This window comes from Paraburkholderia sp. BR14374 (genome assembly GCF_040948685.1).
Classification (GTDB): Bacteria; Pseudomonadota; Gammaproteobacteria; order Burkholderiales; family Burkholderiaceae; genus Paraburkholderia; species Paraburkholderia youngii.
This window is the reverse complement of sequence record NZ_JBFPKF010000025.1, coordinates 15,263-35,075: the sequence shown is the minus strand read 5'-3', so window position 1 is coordinate 35,075 and position 19,813 is coordinate 15,263. Positions and strand designations below refer to the sequence as shown.

Sequence of the window (19,813 nt, the reverse complement as noted above, 5' to 3'; positions counted from 1 at the left end):
ACCAGGTCCTGGACGGCACAGCAAGCGGATCGATTTGCACTCACCGCGCCAGAGGATGCGGCGAGTGCGCGGACGCACGCGCGCCCGGCGCCGCGGCCGCCTCATCTCCCGGCTCCGCGGACAGATCGCGCTTGAAAGTCTCTGCGAGGAAAAACGCGCACGCGAGGCTCAGCAATCCTGTCGCCGCGATATAGATCGAAATGGGCAGCGTCTGGCCAAACGTCGCGAACAGATAGGTGGCGATCAATGGCGTCGGTCCCGACGTGATGATGCCGGCGATCTGATACGGCAGTGAAGCACCTGTATAACGCACCCGGGTCCCGAACAGTTCCGCGAACCACGTCGATTGCACGCCGTACACCGACGCCTGGCTCAACGCGATGCCGCAGACGTACGCCACGAAAATCAAAGTCGGATTGCGTGTCTCGAGCAACGGGAAGAACGCGAATCCATAGATTGCCACGAATACCGCGCCGAGCATGAAGACGGTCCGGCGTCCAATCGCGTCCGACAGCTTGCCGAACAGCGGCAGCGTGAACAGCGCAACCATGCAGCCCACAATGATGGCGTTCAGCAGCAGTCCGCGCGACAAGCCGAGCCGCGTCGTTCCGTACACCAGCACGAACACGTTGATCACGTTGAAGGTGATGTCGACCGCGAAGCGCGTGCCGATCGTCAGCACGAGGTCTTTCGGATGCCGGCGCAGCAATTCGATCAGCGGCGCTTTCACGACCTGCTTGCTCGCTTTGATCTGTTCGAATACCGGCGACTCCATGACGCGCAGGCGGATGAACAGGCCGATGGCGATCAGCGCGACGCTCAGCAGGAACGGCAGGCGCCATCCCCAAGAATAGAACGCCTCCGACGGCAGACTCGAGACGGCTTTGAACACGGCGGTCGAGAGCATCAATCCGAGCGGCACGCCCAATTGCGGGAACGCGCCGAAGAAACCACGCTTTCTGGCCGGTGCCGTTTCGACCACCATCAGCACCGCGCCGCCCCATTCGCCGCCCACGCCGAGCCCTTGCAGGAAGCGCATCGCGACAAGCAGCATCGGCGCCCAGACGCCGATCGAGGCGTAGGTCGGCAGCAGGCCGATCACGAAGGTGCCGACGCCCATGATCGTCAGCGTCGCGACGAGCGTCGCCTTACGTCCGATGCGATCGCCGAAGTGCCCGAAAAACACGGCGCCGAAGGGCCGGGCGAGATAGCCGACCGCAAAACTTCCGAATGCCGCGATGGTGCCGACCATCGGATCGAACGAGGGAAAGAACAGCTTGGCGAAGACCAGCGCCGAAGCGGTGGCATAGAGAAAAAAGTCGTACCACTCGATGGCGGTCCCGACCACCGAGGCGACCAGCACACGGTTGACGGCCGACCGGCTGATAACCGGCGCGTTGCCGGATGAAATGGGCGATGTTTTCACGTCTCCTCCCTTCTCTGGGAATCTATGTTTTGAACTGCTGCGTGTCGGCGGCGCGGGGCCGCCCGCACGTTACGATCAGTTCACTGTGCTCACCAGTGCAGTTCCATCGGGAAATGGTCGAGTGTTTCGACGCCGCCCGAGGTCAACCGCACGATACGTTCCGTGCGCAGGCCGCCGACGTTCGGCACCGTGATCGTCGCCTTCAGCGTAAAGACCATGTTTTCCTGCAGCACGGTCCTGTTGCCCGGCCCGATCCACGGCGCTTCTTCTTCCGGGTCCATGCCGGTGCCGTGACCGGTGCCATGGCCGCGCGCTTCGCTCGAGTATTGCTCGTAGTTCGACTTCACCAGCGCCTGCTGGATCACCGCGTTCAACTCCATGGCCGCCATGCCGGGACGCGCGGCGGCCAGCCCCGCTTCGACCGCGCGCGCCGCTGCCGCGACGATCGCCATCTTCTCTGGATTCGCCGGACCGTAGGTAAAGCCGCGTCCGCCGTCGGCCACGTACCCACGATAACGCGCACCGATGTCGGTCATAATGAGCTCGCCCGGTTGCAGGATGCGGTCGGTGGGGCGCGCCAGGTTATACGCCGAGCGCGGACCGGATTGCACCATCGAATCGAACGCGGTCCGGTCCGCGCCTCCCGCGAGCATCGCGCGGTCGGCGATTAAAGCGAGTTCGCGCTCGGTGTACGGACGGCCGTCGGCGAGCGCGTCGCGAATCGCGGCCATCGCCGAATCGGTCAAGGCGGCGGCTTTGCGCATCAGCGCGACCTCGGGCTCGCTCTTGATCGCCTTGATTTCGGCCAGCACCATCGTCGGTTCGAGCTTCAGTTCGCCGAGACCGGCGTTCAGGCGCTGCAACAGGTCCGCGGGGATATAGGCGGCGCCAGCCAGGCCGACCGTGCCGCTGCGGTGCCGCGCAGAAAAGGCCTGCACCTGTTGCGTGACTTCACGCAGACTGCGCACCCCGAAGGCGGTCACGCTCGTCGCGTAATCGAAGCATTGATCCGACACGAACAGCACGGGGTCGCCGTCCACCGGCAGCAGCAGGATCGCATTGGCAATGTCCGATACGCCGTCGAGCGGGCGGAACTCGGTGAAGTAGCCGATGTTCGCGCCACGCCAGCAATCGCCGAATGCAAGCAGGCCGACGAGGCCCGCCTTGTCGAGCGCGCTGCGGACCTTGGCGACGCGGCCGAGGAATTCGTCGGTGGTGATGCCTTCCGGCGGGATGTCTGCAGTACGAATGTTCATTACCTCTTCGCCTCCTGTGCGGCTGCCTGCGCGGATGCTGGATGCAGCCGGTCTCGATGCCCATGATGGGAAACCGCCCGCCTTGAAATGCAGGGCGACTGCTGCATAGTAGGATTGTTCGATATGCTTTTATAATGAAAAATAACGCAAGATCTATATCAATACGGAATACGCGGAGGCGACATCGTGAGCTCGGCACTTCATCCGGACGACGGCGCGGGGGCCATCGCGCCGGGCCGCTTCGACCCCACGCGCCTGAAGACGCGCCAATTGGCCCTGATCGTTCAGCTCGACACCCATCGCTCGGTATTGCGCGCGGCGGACGCGGCGCACATGACCCAACCCGGGGCGACCAAGTTGCTGCGGGAACTGGAAGAGACGATGGGTGTGCCATTGTTCGAACGGCATCCGCGCGGTGTCGAGCCCACGTGGTACGGCGAGGTGCTGATCCGCCATGCGCGCAGCGTGCTGGCGGAGCTGCAGCACGCGTACGACGAAGTGTCCGCGCTCAAAGCCGGCCTGACCGGGCAGGCGATGATCGGCACCGAGGTCACGGCGGCCACCAACCTCGTGCCGCAGGCCGTGGCGCTACTCAAGAAGCGCTTTCCGCAGATTCGCGTCAACATCGAGATGGAGTTCAGCGAGGTGCTGGTGCAGCGTTTGCAGGAAGGCAAGCTGGATATGATCGTCGCGCGAATCCGCAATCCGGACGATCTGGCGGAACTGCACTACGCCCCGCTCGCAGAAGCTCAGCACGCGCTGTTCGCGCGCGTTGGCCATCCGCTCGCCAGGCGTAAGGCTCTCAGTTGGAACGAACTGGCGCCGCAAACGTGGATCCTGCCGCCGAAGGGCAACGTGATGCGTAATCAGTTCACACAACTTTTTCTCGAACGGCAGCTCGCGTTGCCAACGGATGTGGTCGAGAGCTCATCGCTGCCTGTCATCACGAGTCTGCTGCAGATCAGCGATATGATCGCGCCGCTTGCGCGCGAGCCGGTGCGGCCGTATTGCATTGCCGGCGCGCTCGAACCGCTGCCGTTCGAGCTCGATCTGAAGCTCGGGCCGGCGGGCATCGTCACACGGCGCGGGGACAGGCTCTCACCGGGTGCGCGGGCGATGCTGCAAGCGCTGCGCGAGGCTGCCGGATTCGATACCGGAGCCCCCGGCGCCGACAACGACTGACTAACCTCGACGGGACTCAGCGCAGGCCGTCCACGGCGAAGGTGCGCGTGGCGGTGGATTTCCTGCGCCAGCAGTTGAGCGATGGACCGCTCGCCTTACGGCGCCTGTGGTGAAATCGGTTCCGCTTACAAGGCGTCACAGCCCACCGCGTTGCCCGCCATCTCCCGGACCGCCTTGGCGCCTTCGACCCGCAGCAGTTCCGGCAACGACACGCCGTTTTTCGCGGCCGTCAATTCGGCCAGTATGGACAGGGCGATCTCCGGCGGCGTCCGGCTGCCGATGTAGATGCCCACCGGTCCGTGCAGGCGTGCGAGTTCTTCATCGGTGAGATCGAACTCCTTCAAGCGCTTGCGCCGCGCCGCGTTATTGCGACGCGAACCGAGCGCACCCACGTAGAACGCAGGCGTTTTCAGCGCTTCCATCAGCGCGAGATCGTCGAGCTTCGGATCGTGCGTCAGCGCGATCACCGCAGAGCGTTCGTCGAGCTTCATGTCCATCACTGTGTCGTCGGGCATGGCCCGAACGAGGGTCGTGCCGGGCACGTTCCACTCGTCCGTATATTCCTCGCGCGGATCGCATACCGTGACCTGATAATCGAGCCCCACCGCGATGCTGCACAGATAGCGCGACAACTGTCCCGCGCCGATCACCAGCATCCGGTAACGGGGCCCATGGATGCTCATCAGCGTCATCCCGTCGAACAGAAGACCGTCCGTCGCCTGCGCGGGTTCGAGGCGCGCAGCCCCCGTCGCCATGTCGAGCGTGCGCGCGACGAGCCTGCCTGCCTCCACCGCTGCACACAGCCCGGCGATACCGCTCGCGAGCGTCAACGGCTCCAGCACGAGCTGAATGGTGCCGCCGCAAGGCAGGCCGAAGCGATGCGCCTCCTGCGCGCTGACGCCGTACTTCAGCACCTGCGGACTTTCCTGTTCGATGCCTCGCTGCCGCACGCGATCGATCAGATCGTCTTCGATGCATCCGCCCGACACCGACCCGACCACCTGCCCATCGGCGCGCACCGCGAGCATCGCGCCCACGGGACGCGGCGACGATCCCCATGTCTTCACCACCGTCACCAGCAGCACGCGATGCCCGTCCGCCAGCCATCGTGCGCTGCTTTTCAGGACTTCGAGATCCACGCTATCCATTGACTCGCCTCCCTGCCGTTCACCGCAACGGCGCGATGCCTTCCGCCACGCCGGCCGGCATGCAGATGTGCTTCAACTCGGTGAAGTCCGCCAGCGCATCGTAGCCGTGTAGCCGACCCAGTCCGCTTTGGCGATACCCGCCCGTTTCGGCTTCGGCGAAAAGCTTGTTGTGGTCGTTGATCCACACCGTGCCGTTGCGCAGCGCACGCGCGACGCGCAATGCGCGCGCTCCGTCGTGGGTCCATACGCTCGCCGAGAGACCGAAGACCGTGTCGTTGGCTTTCTCGATCGCTTCCATTTCGTTCTCAAAGACTTCCAGCGTGACGAACGGGCCAAAGATCTCGTCCTGGCAAAAGAACGCCTTCGGATCGTCATGCTCGACGAGCGTCGGCGACAGAAACGCGTGCCCCGAGCAAGTGCCTCGCAGCAGCACACGCTCGGCCGTTGCGCACGCGCGCTCGATCGTCCGTGCCACCGCATCGCGCGTCGTGCCGTCGATGAGCGCGCCGATATCCGTCGCCGGATCGATGCCCGGTCCGACCCGCAGCGACGCAAGCGCTAACGCGAGGTGCTCGCGCATTTGCGCAGCGCGCGACGCATGGACCAGCACCCGGCGCGCCGCCGTGCATTGCTGCCCGGAGATGATCGTCGCGGCGCGCGCGAGCCGCGGCGCGATCGCCGCGACATCGGCATCGTCGAAGACGACGCAGCATGACTTGCCGCCAAGTTCGAGCGACAGCTTCTTCATGCTGTCGGCAGCGGCCGCCATGATCTTCTTGCCCGTCGCCGTCGATCCCGTGAAGCTCACCACGTCGACGCCGTGCGAATCGACGAGCCGCTGGCTGGCCGCGTATCCGCGTTCGTTGACGAGGTTCACCGCGCCTTGAGGCAACGCCGTGTGTTCGAAGCAGCGCAACATCGCGGCCGTGAGCAGCGACGTTTGCGCCGCCGGTTTGACGATCGCCGTGCAGCCGGCCGCGAGAGCGGGCGCGAGCGAGCGCACGAGCAGCACGGCGGGCGCATTCCAAGGCACGATGATCGCCGCGACGCCGGCCGCTTCGCGCAGCATCGTCGATATCGTGCCCGGTTCCGGTTCGAGCACGTGCCCGGCAATATGGCGCGCGAGCCCCGCGTAATAGCGCACCTCCGATATCGCGCCGGCAATCTCGCCGCGCGATTGCGCGATCGCCTTGCCGTTTTCGCGCGTGAGCAGCGTCGCGAGCATGTCGCGTTCGGCTTCGAGCGCCGAAGCCCAGCCGAGCAGCACGTCCTGGCGCAAGCGCGCGTCCTGCGCCCATGTCGTGCGATCGAACGCGTGGCGAGCGGCGGCGATGGCGGCATCGGCTTCGCTCGATCCGCCGTCGGCGAACCGGCCGATGGCCTCGCCCGTCGCGGGATCCATGCTGTCGATGTTGGGCGTGCCGGTCCATTCGCCGGCAATCCAGTGTCGTGCGTTCATGAAGATCGTTCCTTGATGGTGTGTGAGGGCTCATCGCCCGACAGGCTCGACACGCGGTGCAACTCGTCGCCGATGATCCCGATCAGTGCTTCCGCCGCCGCGCTCAACGGGCGGCGCGGATGATTCACGCAGACGATGTGCCGCACGATGCGAGGCGCCAGAATCGGGTACGCGCGCAACGTGCCGTGCCGCGCGGCGCGCTCGACGACGATGCGCGGCAAAATCGTCGCAAAGCGCGTGTGCTCGACGAGCTTCAGAATTGTCGAAAGCACGTCGATCTCGAAGCGCGGCGCGAGCAGCACGTCCTCGTGTTGCGCGGCGCTGTCGAGCACGCCGCGCAGGCCGTGACGTTTGGTGGGCAGCACGAGTTCCAGTTCGGGCAATTGCGCCAGTTCGATTGCATGCGGCAAGTCGGGGCCATGCGCGGCGCTGGTGGCTAGCACCATCTCCTCGTCGAGCAGCGGGCGCGAGTCGAGCGACAAGCGCGCGCGCGGCTTGTTGATGAGGGCGGCATCGAGCTGCCCGCCCGCCACCCAGTCGATGAAGGTCGCGCTGTAGCCATCGGCGACGGTGACTTCGACATCGGGGTAACGCGCGTGAAAGCGCGACAGCGAATCCGCGAGCACGCTTTCCGTCACCGATGCGATCAGCCCGATGCCGACATGCCCCGTCACCACTTCATCGCGCTGCACGAGTTGCTGCCGTGCGTGGGCAAGGTCACGCACGATCGGTAAAAACAGGCGGTACATCAGCCGTCCCGCGGCGGTCGGCGCCATGCCGTGCGCGCCGCGCTCGAACAGCTGTTGATGCAGTTCGTCCTCGAGCTTGGCGATCTGCATGCTCAGGGCCGGTTGCACGATGTTCAGCCGCTTTGCGGCACGGGTGACCGAGCCGTCCTCGAATAGTGCGATGAAGTACTGGATTTGCTTGAGATCCATGTTCCCTCAGAGCATCAGCGATGCTAATGGGGCGCGGTGCCATTATCACCCTGCGTTCATCGACGGTGCAGGGCCCCTTTTGGTAGTGCGCCCTTCAGTACGGGCGTGGGTGAGCGGTCTATTGATACGTAACTGTAAGACCGCTGTCATCCGGGCTAACACCGATATAACGACGAATGATTCGTCGCATCAGTAAACAGTATTAGATGTTATGACGCGATCTCGCTACGCTTCATCCCAATGCGCTTGCTACGGTAGCGCGCACAGATGGAGACGCTGATGAACACACGCGATGCCGCAACGCACGGCAATCCCTCATTCAACTGGGCACCAGATCACGCCGAAACCGGCTCGCTGTCGCTGCGCGACTGGCTCGCGCATCTCGCGAAAACCGGCCGGATCGCGACGATCGACAAGCCCGTCGCGCTCGAGCACGAACTCGCCGCCATTGCAAAGCGCCTCGACGGCGAACAAGCTGCGTTTTTCACGCAGCCGCACGGACATGGGATTCCCGTCGTGAGCGGCTTCATGTCGAAGCGCGCGTGGATCGCCGAAGCGATGGGCGTCGATGAATCGGCGTTGCTCGCGCGTTTTTCCGCTGCAGCCGCGGCGCCGCTCGCATCGAAACTGATTCAACGTGAAGACGCGCCCTGTCAGCAGGTGGTGCATACGAGCGGCATCGATCTCCACGCGCTGCTGCCCATTCCCACGCACAGCGAACACGACAACGGCCCGTACATCACCGCCGGTCTCGTGATCGCGCGCAATCCGCGCACCGGCGTGCAGAACGTCTCGATCAACCGCATTCAGGTGCACGGCCCCGATCGCATGGCGATCCTGCTGCTGCCGCGTCATCTCTACGCGTTCCAGCGCGACGCGGAAGCCGCGGGCGATGCGCTCGACGTCGCGATCGCGATCGGCGTCGATCCCCTGACGATGCTCGCGTCGCAAGCGATCACGCCGATCGATCACGACGAACTCGAAATCGCAGGCGCGCTGCACGGTGCGCCGCTGCCTGTCGCGCAATGCGTGACGAACGGCGTGCACGTGCCGGCGTTCGCGGAGATCGTCATCGAAGGGCGCATTCTGCCGAACGTGCGCGAGCCGGAAGGTCCGTTCGGCGAATTTCCAAAGTACTACAGCGCGAAGGAAGCACGCGAAGTCATCGAAGTGACGGCCGTCACGCATCGGCGCGCTCCGATCTTTCATACGATCGTGCCCGCCGAAATGGAGCATCTGCTGCTCGGCGCGATTCCGCGTGAAGCCACGTTGCTCGCGCATCTTCAGCGCAGTCATCCCGCCGTCAAGGACGTGCATCTGTCGGTGGGCGGCGTGTGCCGCTATCACCTGTGGGTGCAATTCGACAAGAAGCGCGAAGGCGAAGCGAAGAACGTCATCCTGTGCGCGTTCGGCGCGCATTACGACATCAAGCAGGTCGTCGTCGTCGATACCGATGTGAACGTGTACGATCCCGCCGAAATCGAATGGGCCATCGCGACGCGCTTCCAGGCAGACCGCGATCTCGTCGTGATAGCAGGCGCGCAAGGCTCGCCGCTCGATCCGTCGACGACGCTCGGTCAGCCCGACGATGCGCCGGCGCATCTGCAGGGCGTGAGCGCGAAGATGGGCCTCGATGCGACGCGCCCCGTCGTCTACCCCGCGCATGTGTTCACCCGCGTGCGCATACCGGGGCAGGACACGGTCGACCTGCAAGCACTCGTCGCCGCCGACAACAGCGCGTTCGACGCCTATCTGTCACGCGATCATGGCTGAACGAAAGAAACGCATCGTCGTCGGCATTTCGGGCGCAAGCGGCGCGGTGATCGGCGTGCGTTTGCTCGCCGCGTTGCGCCGGCTCGGCACGCACGAGACGCATCTCATCGTGTCGTCGTCGGGCGCGGTGACGGCCGCCCAGGAACTCGGCCTCGCGCGTGGTGATCTCGAAGCCGCTGCCGACGTCGTGCACAACGTGCGCGATATCGGCGCGGCCGTGGCAAGCGGATCGTTTCTGACCGAAGGCATGGTGATCGCGCCATGCTCGATGAAAACGCTCGCGGGCGTCGCGAACGGCTTCGCGGACAACCTGCTGACGCGCGCCGCCGATGTGATGCTCAAGGAGCGCCGCCGCCTCGTGCTGGTCGCGCGCGAAACCCCGCTCAATCTCGCGCATCTGCGCAACATGACGCTCGCCACGCAAATGGGCGCGATCGTGATGCCGCCGGTGCCCGCGTTCTACGCGCATCCGCAGACCATCGACGACGTGGTCGACCACACTGTCGGGCGCATTCTCGATCTGTTCGAGATCGAGCACGACGAGATTGCGCGCCGCTGGAGCGGTCTAGCCGATGAATTCGGCGGCCGCGCCGCACGTGAGGAGTAAGGTCATGAATCAGCGCGAAACCGCATTCGCCGACATGGACGCGCGCGTCGCCGGCAACGAGGTGCGCGAAGCGAGCGCACCGCAGCGTCACATCGGACGCTCGATAGAGCGCCTCGAAGACCCGGCGATCCTGACGGGCCGTGGCCGCTATGGCGACGACATCGCTGTCAAGCCGGGCACGCTGCACGCCGCGATTCTGCGTTCGCCGCATGCGCACGCGGATATCCTGTCGATCGATACGCAAGCCGCGTCGAAACTCGCGGGCGTGCGCGCCGTGCTCACGCGCGACGATTTGCGTCCGTGGTCGCGACCGTTCGTCGTCGGCGTGAAATCGCCGATGGAACAGTGGGCGCTCGCGATGGACCGTGTGCGCTACGTCGGCGAGCCGGTCGCGGTCGTGATGGCCGAATCGCGTGCGCTCGCGGAAGACGCGCTCGATCTCATCAAGGTCGACTACGCGATGCTCGATCCCGTGACGTCGATCGAACAGGCCGCGAAGGACGACGCGCCGGTGCTGCACGAACGCGTCGGCAGCAACGTCATCAGCGACCGGCATTTCCGCTACGGCGAGCCCGAAGCGGCCTTCCAGCGCGCGCCGCATCGCGTGAAGCTGGTCGCGCATTATCCGCGCAACACCTGCGCGCCGATCGAGTGCGGCGTGGTCATCGCCGAGTATCTTTCGGGCGAAGAAGGCTACGACGTCACGTCCAATTTCATGGGGCCGTTCTCGCTGCACGCCGTCATGGCGATGGCGTTGAACGTGCCTGCCAATCGGCTGCGTCACAAGGCCCCGCGTGATTCCGGCGGCAGCTTCGGCGTGAAGCAGGCGGTGTTTCCGTATGTCGTGCTGATGTGCCTCGCGTCGCGCAAGGCCGGCGCGCCGGTGAAGTGGGTCGAGGATCGGCTCGAACACCTGAGCGCGGCGACATCGGCGACGGCGCGTGTTTCAACCATAGAAGCGGCAGTCGAAGCCGATGGCCGGATCGTCGCGCTGTCTTACGATCAGTTGGAAGATGTCGGCGGCTACGTGCGCGCGCCCGAGCCGGCGACGTTCTACCGGATGCACGGCTGCCTGACGGGCGCGTACGCGATCCCGAATCTGCTCGTGCGCAATCGCGTCGTGCTGACGAACAAGACGCCGACGGGGCTCGTGCGCGGCTTCGGCGGCCCGCAGGTGTACTTCGCGCTAGAGCGGCTGATCCAGCGTATCGCGATCGAACTGAAGCTCGATGTGCTCGACGTGTATCGCCGCAACTTCGTTCCCGCCGATGCGTTCCCGTATCGCGCGGCGGCGGGCGCCCTGCTCGATTCGGGCAACTATCAGGAAGCGCTGCGCCGTTCACTCGACGAAGGCGGATACCGGGAACTCGTCGCGCACCGCGACGCCGCGCGCAGCGAAGGGCGGCTGTATGGCATCGGCTTCGCGGCGATCGTCGAGCCGTCGGTATCGAACATGGGCTACATCACGACCGTGATGCCAGCCGACGCACGCAAGAAAGCCGGGCCGAAGAGCGGCGCGATCGCGAGCGCGACCGTCAGCGTCGATCTGCTCGGCGGCGTGGTCGTCACGATCGCATCGACGCCCGCGGGCCAGGGCCACATGACCGTGTGCGCGCAAGTCGTCGCCGATGTGCTCGGGCTCGATCCGAAGGACATCGTCGTCAACGTCGAATTCGATACGCACAAGGACGCCTGGTCCGTCGCGGCAGGCAATTATTCGAGCCGCTTCGCGGGCGCAGTGGCGGGCACGGTGCATCTCGCCGCGACGCGCGTGCGCGACAAGCTCGCGCGCGTGCTCGCGAAGCAGTTCAACTGCGCGCCCGGCGACGTGCGCTTCGAAGGCGCGCGCGTCTTTCCGCACGACGCCGAAGACCGCGCGCTGCCGTTCGCGCGTGCCGCGAGCAATGCGCCGCACTGGGCGCCCGCGCTCCTGCCCGAAGGCGAAGAGCCGGGCCTGCGCGAAACCGTGTTCTGGTCGCCGCCGCACATGGATGCGCCCGACGAACAGGACCGCATCAATACCTCGGCGGCATACGGCTTCGCGTTCGACATGTGCGGGGTCGAAGTGGATCGCGCGACGGGACGCGTGCGCATCGACCGGTATGTGACCGTGCACGACGCCGGCACCCTCCTCAATCCCGCACTCGCCGATGGCCAGATTCGCGGCGCCTTCGCGCAAGGCCTCGGCGCGGCGCTGATGGAAGAATTCCGCTACGGCGCGGACGGCAGCTTCCAGTCCGGCACGCTCGCCGACTATCTGATGCCGACCACCTGCGAAGTGCCCGATCCGCTGATCGTGCATCTGGAGACGCCTTCGCCTTTCACGCCGCTTGGCGCGAAGGGTCTCGGCGAAGGCAACAACATGAGCACGCCGCCGTGCATCGCGAATGCGGTGGCGGACGCGCTCGGCGTCGAAGAGATTCGCCTGCCGCTCACGCCGCCCAGAGTGATGGCGATGATCGGCATGGACGATCCCGAACCGTCGCGGCCGGAATATCGCGAAGCGCCCGCCGCGAAGCCGGCGACGCCAGGCGGCGGTCGCGCACTGACGGCGCAGGGCGCGGTCGACCTGCCCGCGACACCCGAAGCCGTGTTCGCCGTGCTGCTCGATCCGAAGGCACTCGCTAAGGTCATTCCCGGCTGTCACGCGCTCGAAGAGACGGCGCCGAACCAGTATCGCGCTGACGTGACCGTCGGCGTCGGCATGATCAAGGCGCGTTTCGAGGCGCGCATCGGCTTGTCGGAGATCGATGCGCCGCGCCGCCTGCGACTCGCCGGCGCGGGCATCTCGCCGCTCGGCAGCGCGCGCGGCAGCGGTCTCGTCGAACTGACGCCGCAAGGCAGCGGCACGCGGCTCACGTACGACTACGAAGCACAGGTGTCAGGCAAGGTCGCGGCGGTCGGCGGCCGGATGCTCGAAGGCGCGGCGAAGGTCGTGCTCAAGCAGTTGTTCGAATCGCTCGGACGGCAGGCGGCGGGCAAGCCCGTGCAAGCGCACGGATCGTGGATCGTAAGACTCCTTGCACGTTTCAGGAGACACGCATGAAGCCCGCACCCTTCGATTACCTGCGCGCGATGACCGCGCAAGACGCGCTCGACGCGCTCGCGCAATACGGCGAAGACGCCCGCGTGCTGGCGGGCGGCCAGTCGCTGATGGCCGTGCTCAATATGCGGCTCGCGCAGCCGAAGGTGCTCGTCGATATCTCGCGCACCGCCGAACTCGATGCCGTGCGCGTGGACCAGCAGGCGCGGCATCTCGTCGTGAACGCCGCGGCGACGCAAGGCAGCGTCGAATGGCGCAGCACGCTCACCGACGAAGCGCCGCTGCTCGCGATGGCCTTCCCGCATATCTCGCACTTTCAGATTCGCAACCGCGGCACCGTGTGCGGATCGATCGCGCATGCGGACCCGAGCGCGGAGTTGCCGCTCGTGCTTGCGGCGCTCGGCGGCGACGTGATGCTGCGCTCGCGAAAGAGGCGCCGCACGCTCGCGGCGCAGGACTTCTTTCAGGGAATGCTGATGACCGCGCGCGAGCCCGATGAACTCGTCGAAGCCGTGCGCTTCCCGCTGCGCAAGGAAGGCGAGCGCTACGCGTTCGCCGAATTTTCCGCGCGGCACGGCGACTTCGCGATCGTCGCGTGCGCGGCCGTGGTCACCGACGAGTGGATCCGCATTGCTGTCGGCGGCGTCGCGGACCGGCCGGTGACGGAGCAATGGCCGCGTCTGCGGGGCGACGACCTGCGCGGCGCACTGAACGATTTGAGCTGGAAACTGAACGCGCAGGACGATGCGCAGATCAGCGCGGCATATCGCCGGAATCTGGTCCGGCAACTCGGATGGCGCGTGGTCGAGGAGGCAAAGTGAGCAAGATGTCGGACACCATCATGCGGCACGGCGAAGTGCGGCGCATCGCGCTGACGCTGAACGGCCGCGAACGAAGCGGCCATTGCGAGCCGCGCGAACTGCTGTCGGACTTCATCCGGCACGAACTCGGCGCGACGGGCACGCACGTCGGCTGCGAACACGGCGTGTGCGGCGCATGTACCGTGCAGGTCGATGGCGTCGCGGCGCGCTCGTGCTTGATGCTCGCGGTGCAGGCCGACCGTCGGCGTATCGATACCGTCGAAGGCCTTGCGCCCGACCAGACGCTCGGCGACCTGCAGCAGGCGTTCCAGCGGCATCACGCGCTGCAATGCGGCTTTTGCACGGCGGGCATTCTGATGTCGTGCGCGGATTATCTGCGGCGCGTGCCCGATCCTTCCGAAGAGCAAGTGCGCGAGATGCTCTCGGGTCATATCTGCCGCTGTACGGGCTACACGCCCATCGTGGCCGCGGTGCTCGACGTGGCGGCGCGCCGCCGGGCCGAGGCAAGCGCAAAGGAGGCCGAACATGCTTGATCTCGGACGCACGTTCCTGCAAAGCGTCGAGCGCAGTCCGAACGCGCTCGCGCTCGTCGATGGCGAGGTGCAACTGACGTACGCGCAGTGGCATCGCATGATCCTGAATGTCGCCGATGGCCTGCGCGAGCTCGGCCTGGAACGCGGCGACCGGCTGCTCGTCGTGCTGCAAAACCGCTGGGAAATGGCGACGCTGCATTGGGCCGGACAGTTCGCGGGCATCGTGATCGTGCCGCTCAACTGGCGCGCGAAGCCGGAAGAAGTCGACTACTGCGTGACCGACGCGGGGGTGAAGGCGATCGTCTACGAACCCGTCAGCGCGGATTCCGTCGCGCAGAGCGCCGCCGCGCAAAAAGTGCCGCGCGTCGCACTCGACGATGCGCTCGGCCGCACCACCACCTTCGATGCGCTCATCGTCGAACGAACGCGCAGCGGCGACGTGACCGACACGACGCACGCCACCGCCGACGACATCTCGCTGATCCTCTATACGTCCGGCACGACGGGCAAAGGCAAGGGCGTGCCGCGCCGGCATCGGCATGAACGCGCGGGCGCGCTCGCGCACGTCGCCCAGAACCTCTACAGGCGCGGCGAACGCACGCTCGGCGTGATGCCGCTCTATCACACGATGGGCGTGCGCTCGCTGCTCGCGATGGCGCTCGTCGATGGCCTGTTCGTCTGCGTGCGGCGCTGGAACGCGAAGCTCGCGCTCGAATGCATCTCGAAGCACGCGCTCACCTGCCTCTATCTCGTGCCGACGCTCTATCACGATCTGCTCGCCGACAGCGCGTTCGCGAGCACGGAAACGTCGTCGGTCAGAAAGCTCGGCTTCGCCGGCGCACCGATGAACGACGGCCTGCTCAAGCGCCTTTCGGCCGCGTTCGAGCCGGAGCTCTTCGTCAATCACTACGGCTCGTCCGAGGTCTACACGTTCAGCATCGATCAGGACGCGACGAAGAAACCGGGCAGCGCGGGCCGCGCGGGCATCAATACGCGGCTGCGCGTCGTGAAGCTCGATGCGCTCTCGCCCGATGCGATCGCCGAAGCCGGCGAAGAAGGACAGATCATCGTGGACCTGCTCGGCGACGAAGCCTTCGAAGGCTACTGGAATCGTCCGGACGCGAATGCGAAGTGCCTGCGCGAGGGCTGGTACTTCACCGGGGACACGGGCTATCTCGACCGCGACGGCGATCTGTACGTGACGGGCCGCGTCGACGACATGATCATCAGCGGCGGAGAAAACATCTCACCGGTGGACATCGAATCGGTGCTGTCGCTGCATCCCGCCGTCGATGAAGTCGCGGTCGCGGGCGTCAAGGACGAGCGCTGGGGGCAACGTGTGGTCGCATTCATCAAGCGCCGCGAGTACGTCGATGCCGACTCGCTCGATGCATGGTGCCGTCAGTCGGACCTCGTCAACTTCAAGCGTCCGCGCGATTACGTGTTCGTCGACGACATTCCGAAGTCGCCCGTCGGCAAGATCCTGCGCCGCAAGCTGCAAGCGGGCGAGTACACGCCCGATTCACACGCCCTGCCCGCGCAACCTACAGCAACCACCAAGGAGTAACCCACAATGAGTGATCTCAACCATCGCGGCCAGACTCTGCTGCAAGACCTCGACGGCTTCTCGGTCGAAATCGACGCGCAGCGCGAGCGCGCCGACATCATCCTGCATCGGCCGCCGTTCAACGTCATTTCGATGCACGCACGCGATCAGTTGCGCGCCGTATTCGAAGCACTCGACGAAGATCAACGCGTGCGCGTGATCGTCGTGCGCGCGAAGGGCGAGCATTTTTCGAGCGGCGGCGACATCAAGGGCTTTCTGGAAGCATCGCCGGAACACGTGTCGAAGCTCGCGTGGAATATCGCGGCGCCCGCGCGCTGCTCGAAGCCGGTGATTGCGGCCAATCGCGGCTTCTGCTTCGGCGTGGGCTTCGAGTTGTCGCTGGCGTGCGATTTCCGCATCGTCACCGATACGACCTTCTATGCGCTGCCGGAGCAGAAGCTCGGCCAGATTCCCGGCTCGGGCGGTTCGGCGCGTTTGCAGTCGATGGTCGGCATCGGCCGCACGAAGGACATCGTGATGCGCTCGCGCCGCATTCCTGGCGAGCAGGCGTACGAGTGGGGCATCGCGGTCGAATTCGTCGCGGACGCCGAACTCGAAGCGGCGACGGACGCGCTCGTCGACGAACTGCGCGCATTCTCGCCGCTCGCGCAACGCACCGCGAAGAAGCTCTTGAACGATTCGGAAGACGCGCCCTTGTCGATCGCGATCGAACTCGAAGGCCATTGCTATAGCCGTCTGCGCTCGTCGGACGATTTCCGCGAAGGCGTCGAAGCGTTTCATGGCAAGCGCAAGCCGGTGTTTCGCGGCAGCTGATACCCGACACGCCGCGCGGCGGGCTAAACAAAAGACAAGAGGAGACAACGCGATGACTCGCTTCGACTACGTGATCGTAGGCGGCGGCTCGGCCGGATGCGTGCTCGCGCATCGACTGTCGGCGGCGCCGTCGGTGCGCGTCGCGCTGATCGAGGCGGGCGCCGATACGCCGCCGGGCGCGGTGCCCGCGGCGATTCTCGACAGCTATCCGATGCCCGTCTTCTGCGGCGACGCGTACATCTGGCCCGATCTGAAAGCGAAGGCCACGCAGCACGCCGCGCCGCGCGTCTACGAGCAGGGCCGCGTGATGGGCGGCGGCTCGAGCATCAACGTGCAATCGGCCAATCGCGGCCTGCCGCGCGACTACGACGAATGGGCTGCGAACGGCGCCGAAGGCTGGTCGTGGCGCGATGTGCTGCCGTACTTTCGCAAGCTCGAACGCGACGTGAACTTTCCCGGCGGCGAATTGCACGGCAGCGACGGACCGGTGCCGATCCGCCGGATCATGCCGAAGGACTGGCCGGCGTTCTGCCATGCATTCGCGAAGGGTTTGCGCGCGAACGGCTTCGCGGAACTTCAGGACCAGAATGGCGAATTCGGCGACGGCTTCTTTCCGGGCGCATTCTCGAACATCGACGACAAGCGCGTGTCGACGGCCATCGCCTATCTCGACGAAGCCACGCGCAAGCGTCCGAACCTCAGCATCTATTCGAATCTGCGTGTCGAACGCATCGTGATGGAAGGCGCGACGGCCCGCGGTGTCGTCGCGATCGCGGCGAATGGCGAGCGCGTGCGTTTCGATGCGGGCGAAGTGGTGCTGAGCGCGGGCGCGTTGCAGTCGCCCGCGATGCTGATGCTCGCCGGTGTCGGCGATGCTCGCCAACTCGTGGCGATGGGTATTCCGTGTGTGGCCGACCTGCCGGGCGTCGGACGCAATCTGCAGGATCATCCGTCGCTCACCTTCTGTCATTTTCTCGAGCCGCGCTTTCGCATGCCGCTCGCGCGCCGCCGCGCGAGCATGATGGCCGCGCGCATGAGTTCGGGCGTCGCGGGCTGCGACGCGTCGGACCTGTATCTGTCGAGCGCGACGCGCGCCGCGTGGCATGCGCTCGGCAACCGGCTCGGCCTCTTTTTCCTGTGGTGCAACCGGCCGTATTCGCGAGGCCGCGTGCAACTGGCATCGCCCGATGCTGCCGTTGCGCCGCGCGTCGATCTGAATCTGCTCGACGACGAACGCGATTTGCAACGGCTCGCCGCCGGCGTGCGGATGCTGGCGCGCGTCGTCCACGCATCAGGTCTTGGCCGCGATTCACGTGACTTCTTCCCGGCCGCATTCTCACCACGCGTGAAGGCGCTGAGCAAGGTCGGCGAAGGCAATGCGCTTCTGACTTCGATCCTCGGCGTGCTGCTCGATACGCCCGCGCCGCTGCGGCGTCTGCTGATCGAACGCTTCTTCACGCGCGGCCTGCAGATGACTTCGCTGATCCGCGACGAGCGCGCGCTCGCCGATTTCATCCGCGCGAACGTGTTCGGCGTGTGGCATGCGAGCGGCACGTGCCGCATGGGCGGCGCGCAGGACCTCGACGCGGTCACCGATACCCAAGGCCGCGTGCGAGGCACGCGCGGGCTGCGCGTCGTGGATGCATCGCTGATGCCGCGACTGCCATCGGCGAATACGAACATACCGACCATCATGATCGCCGAGAAGATCGCCGATGCGATGCTCGCCCAGCGACGGGCGAGCGTGGCATCGCCGTTCGCCTCCGCGCACTGACGATTTTTCAACCTCGACAAGAGCGCGCATCCAACAAAGCGCGCCTGTGACACAAAGGAGACGCAAATGTCTGTAGCAGCGCAAGACGGGGCCACCGTGCTTTCGGTCAATCAGCGCCAGGTGATGGGCGCTGTGATGGCTTCATGCTTCGGCTGGGCCCTCGACCTGTTCGACCTGTTCGTATTGTTGTATGTGGCGCCGGTTGTCGGGCGTCTGTTCTTTCCGTCCGAACATGCGATGCTCTCGCTCGCGGCGGTGTACGCGTCCTTCGCGGTGACGCTGCTGATGCGCCCGCTCGGTTCCGCGCTGTTCGGCTCTTATGCCGACCGTCATGGCCGCAAGGGTGCGATGATCGTCGCGGTCGTCGGCGTCGGGCTTTCGACGGCGGCCTTCGGCGCGCTGCCGACGGTCGCCCAGGTCGGGCTCGTGGCTCCGGTCCTGTTTCTGCTGCTGCGTCTCGTGCAGGGCGTGTTCGTCGGCGGCGTGGTGGCGTCGACGCATACGATCGGCACCGAATCCGTCGCGCCGAAGTATCGCGGCGCGGTGTCCGGTCTCATCGGTGGGGGCGGGGCCGGGCTCGGCGCGTTGCTCGCATCGCTCACGTATCTGGCGATGTCCGCGGTCTTTCCCGGCGATGCGTTCGACGCCTGGGGCTGGCGTTGCATGTTCTTCACAGGCATCCTGAGTTCGGTGCTCGGTCTCTTCGTGTTCAACGGTCTGGAAGAATCGCCGCTCTGGAAGAAGCTCGCCGCGGAAAAAGCTGCGAAAGCCGCTGAACAGAAGAAGATCGTCAACGCCGATAACGCGCGCTCGCCGATCCGCACGCTGTTCTCGCGGGAATATCGCGGCGTGCTGTTCGTCAATCTGCTGCTGACTATCGGCGGCGGCAGCGGCTACTACCTCACATCAGGCTATCTGCCGACCTTCCTGAAAGTCGTGAGTCATGCGCCGAACGGCGCCGCCGCCGCGATCCTGATGATCTGCAGCGTGGCCGTGGTGATCGCTTCGGTCGCGGCAGGGCACGTCAGTACGTTCATCGGACGCAAGGGCGCGTTTATCTGGATCGGCATCATCCGGCTCATCGCGACGCCGGCGCTGTTCCTGCTGCTGCCGACGGCGCAAAGCATCACGATGGTCGGCGTCTACGCGGTGCTGCTTTCCGCGCTCGGCAGCGCCGGCTATGCGCCCGTGCTGATCTTCCTGAACGAACGCTTTCCGACCGCGATCCGCGCGACCGGAACGGGTCTGTCGTGGAACATCGGCTTCGCGATCGGCGGAATGATGCCGACGTTCGTTTCCCTCGTCGCGAAGGACGCGGGCCAGTTGCCGTCGACGCTCGCGATCTTCGTCGGTGCGATCAGCGTGATCTTTCTCGTGGGCGCGTTCGTGGTGCCCGAGACGCTCGGCAAGCTCGAAGGCGGTTCCGCGCGAAGTGGATCCTGAGTCATTGGACGTAATGGCGGACGCCAACGG

Annotated in this window: 15 protein-coding genes; 10 read left to right on the top strand and 5 right to left on the bottom strand. The window is 65.6% G+C overall.

Annotated features, from left to right (window positions below; genetic code table 11):
* Positions 1-40: 40 nt before the first annotated feature.
* Positions 41-1,426, bottom strand: coding sequence for an MFS transporter (locus AB3X86_RS33590; RefSeq protein ID WP_368599291.1), 1,386 nt, complete (start codon positions 1,424-1,426; stop codon positions 41-43).
* Positions 1,427-1,515: 89 nt separating this feature from the next.
* Positions 1,516-2,682 carry a M24 family metallopeptidase gene (locus AB3X86_RS33585; protein ID WP_368599290.1) on the bottom strand — a complete coding sequence of 389 codons (1,167 nt, stop codon included), beginning with the start codon at positions 2,680-2,682 and terminating at the stop codon, positions 1,516-1,518.
* Positions 2,683-2,868: 186 nt separating this feature from the next.
* Between AB3X86_RS33585 and AB3X86_RS33580 the strand changes: the two genes are divergently transcribed.
* Entirely contained in the window at positions 2,869-3,864 is a 996-nt protein-coding gene (locus AB3X86_RS33580; RefSeq protein ID WP_368599289.1) for a LysR substrate-binding domain-containing protein, read from the top strand.
* A gap of 125 nt (positions 3,865-3,989) precedes the next feature.
* Here the strand turns inward: AB3X86_RS33580 and AB3X86_RS33575 are convergent, their stop codons facing one another.
* The 3 genes from AB3X86_RS33575 to AB3X86_RS33565 are packed head-to-tail and all read right to left on the bottom strand — an operon-like array spanning position 3,990 to position 7,409.
* Positions 3,990-5,012 carry an XdhC family protein gene (locus tag AB3X86_RS33575; protein WP_368599288.1) on the bottom strand — a complete coding sequence of 341 codons (1,023 nt, stop codon included), beginning with the start codon at positions 5,010-5,012 and terminating at the stop codon, positions 3,990-3,992.
* A gap of 19 nt (positions 5,013-5,031) precedes the next feature.
* Positions 5,032-6,471 carry an aldehyde dehydrogenase family protein gene (locus AB3X86_RS33570; protein WP_368599287.1) on the bottom strand — a complete coding sequence of 480 codons (1,440 nt, stop codon included), beginning with the start codon at positions 6,469-6,471 and terminating at the stop codon, positions 5,032-5,034.
* Positions 6,468-7,409, bottom strand: a complete 942-nt coding sequence (locus tag AB3X86_RS33565; protein ID WP_176122122.1) for a LysR family transcriptional regulator — start codon at positions 7,407-7,409, stop codon at positions 6,468-6,470. The genes AB3X86_RS33570 and AB3X86_RS33565 overlap by 4 nt, the downstream gene beginning before the upstream one ends.
* A gap of 279 nt (positions 7,410-7,688) precedes the next feature.
* Here AB3X86_RS33565 and AB3X86_RS33560 point away from each other — a divergent pair, with 279 nt between their 5' ends.
* From AB3X86_RS33560 to AB3X86_RS33520, 9 genes are all read left to right on the top strand, one after another.
* On the top strand, positions 7,689-9,182 hold the full coding sequence (locus tag AB3X86_RS33560; protein ID WP_368599286.1) for a UbiD family decarboxylase: 1,494 nt from the start codon (positions 7,689-7,691) through the stop codon (positions 9,180-9,182).
* Complete coding sequence (locus tag AB3X86_RS33555) at positions 9,175-9,789, top strand: UbiX family flavin prenyltransferase (protein ID WP_013093433.1); 615 nt, start codon at positions 9,175-9,177, stop codon at positions 9,787-9,789. The genes AB3X86_RS33560 and AB3X86_RS33555 overlap by 8 nt, the downstream gene beginning before the upstream one ends.
* A 4-nt stretch (positions 9,790-9,793) precedes the next feature.
* Positions 9,794-12,835: a molybdopterin cofactor-binding domain-containing protein gene (locus AB3X86_RS33550; RefSeq protein WP_368599285.1), complete on the top strand. Its 3,042-nt coding sequence runs from the start codon at positions 9,794-9,796 to the stop codon at positions 12,833-12,835.
* Positions 12,832-13,653 (top strand): xanthine dehydrogenase family protein subunit M, encoded by an 822-nt coding sequence (locus AB3X86_RS33545; protein WP_368599284.1) that lies wholly within the window; start codon positions 12,832-12,834, stop codon positions 13,651-13,653. The genes AB3X86_RS33550 and AB3X86_RS33545 overlap by 4 nt, the downstream gene beginning before the upstream one ends.
* Positions 13,650-14,186: a (2Fe-2S)-binding protein gene (locus AB3X86_RS33540; protein WP_368599283.1), complete on the top strand. Its 537-nt coding sequence runs from the start codon at positions 13,650-13,652 to the stop codon at positions 14,184-14,186. Before AB3X86_RS33545 ends, AB3X86_RS33540 begins: the two co-directional genes overlap by 4 nt.
* Positions 14,179-15,753 (top strand): AMP-binding protein, encoded by a 1,575-nt coding sequence (locus AB3X86_RS33535; protein WP_368599282.1) that lies wholly within the window; start codon positions 14,179-14,181, stop codon positions 15,751-15,753. The genes AB3X86_RS33540 and AB3X86_RS33535 overlap by 8 nt, the downstream gene beginning before the upstream one ends.
* A 6-nt stretch (positions 15,754-15,759) precedes the next feature.
* The gene (locus tag AB3X86_RS33530; RefSeq protein ID WP_368599281.1) at positions 15,760-16,566 is read left to right on the top strand and encodes an enoyl-CoA hydratase/isomerase family protein; all 807 of its coding nucleotides are present in this window, start codon (positions 15,760-15,762) and stop codon (positions 16,564-16,566) included.
* 52 nt (positions 16,567-16,618) lie between these two features.
* Complete coding sequence (locus tag AB3X86_RS33525; RefSeq protein ID WP_368599280.1) at positions 16,619-18,340, top strand: GMC family oxidoreductase; 1,722 nt, start codon at positions 16,619-16,621, stop codon at positions 18,338-18,340.
* A 66-nt stretch (positions 18,341-18,406) separates the two neighbouring features.
* Entirely contained in the window at positions 18,407-19,783 is a 1,377-nt protein-coding gene (locus AB3X86_RS33520) for an MFS transporter (protein ID WP_368599279.1), read from the top strand.
* Positions 19,784-19,813 lie beyond the last annotated feature (30 nt).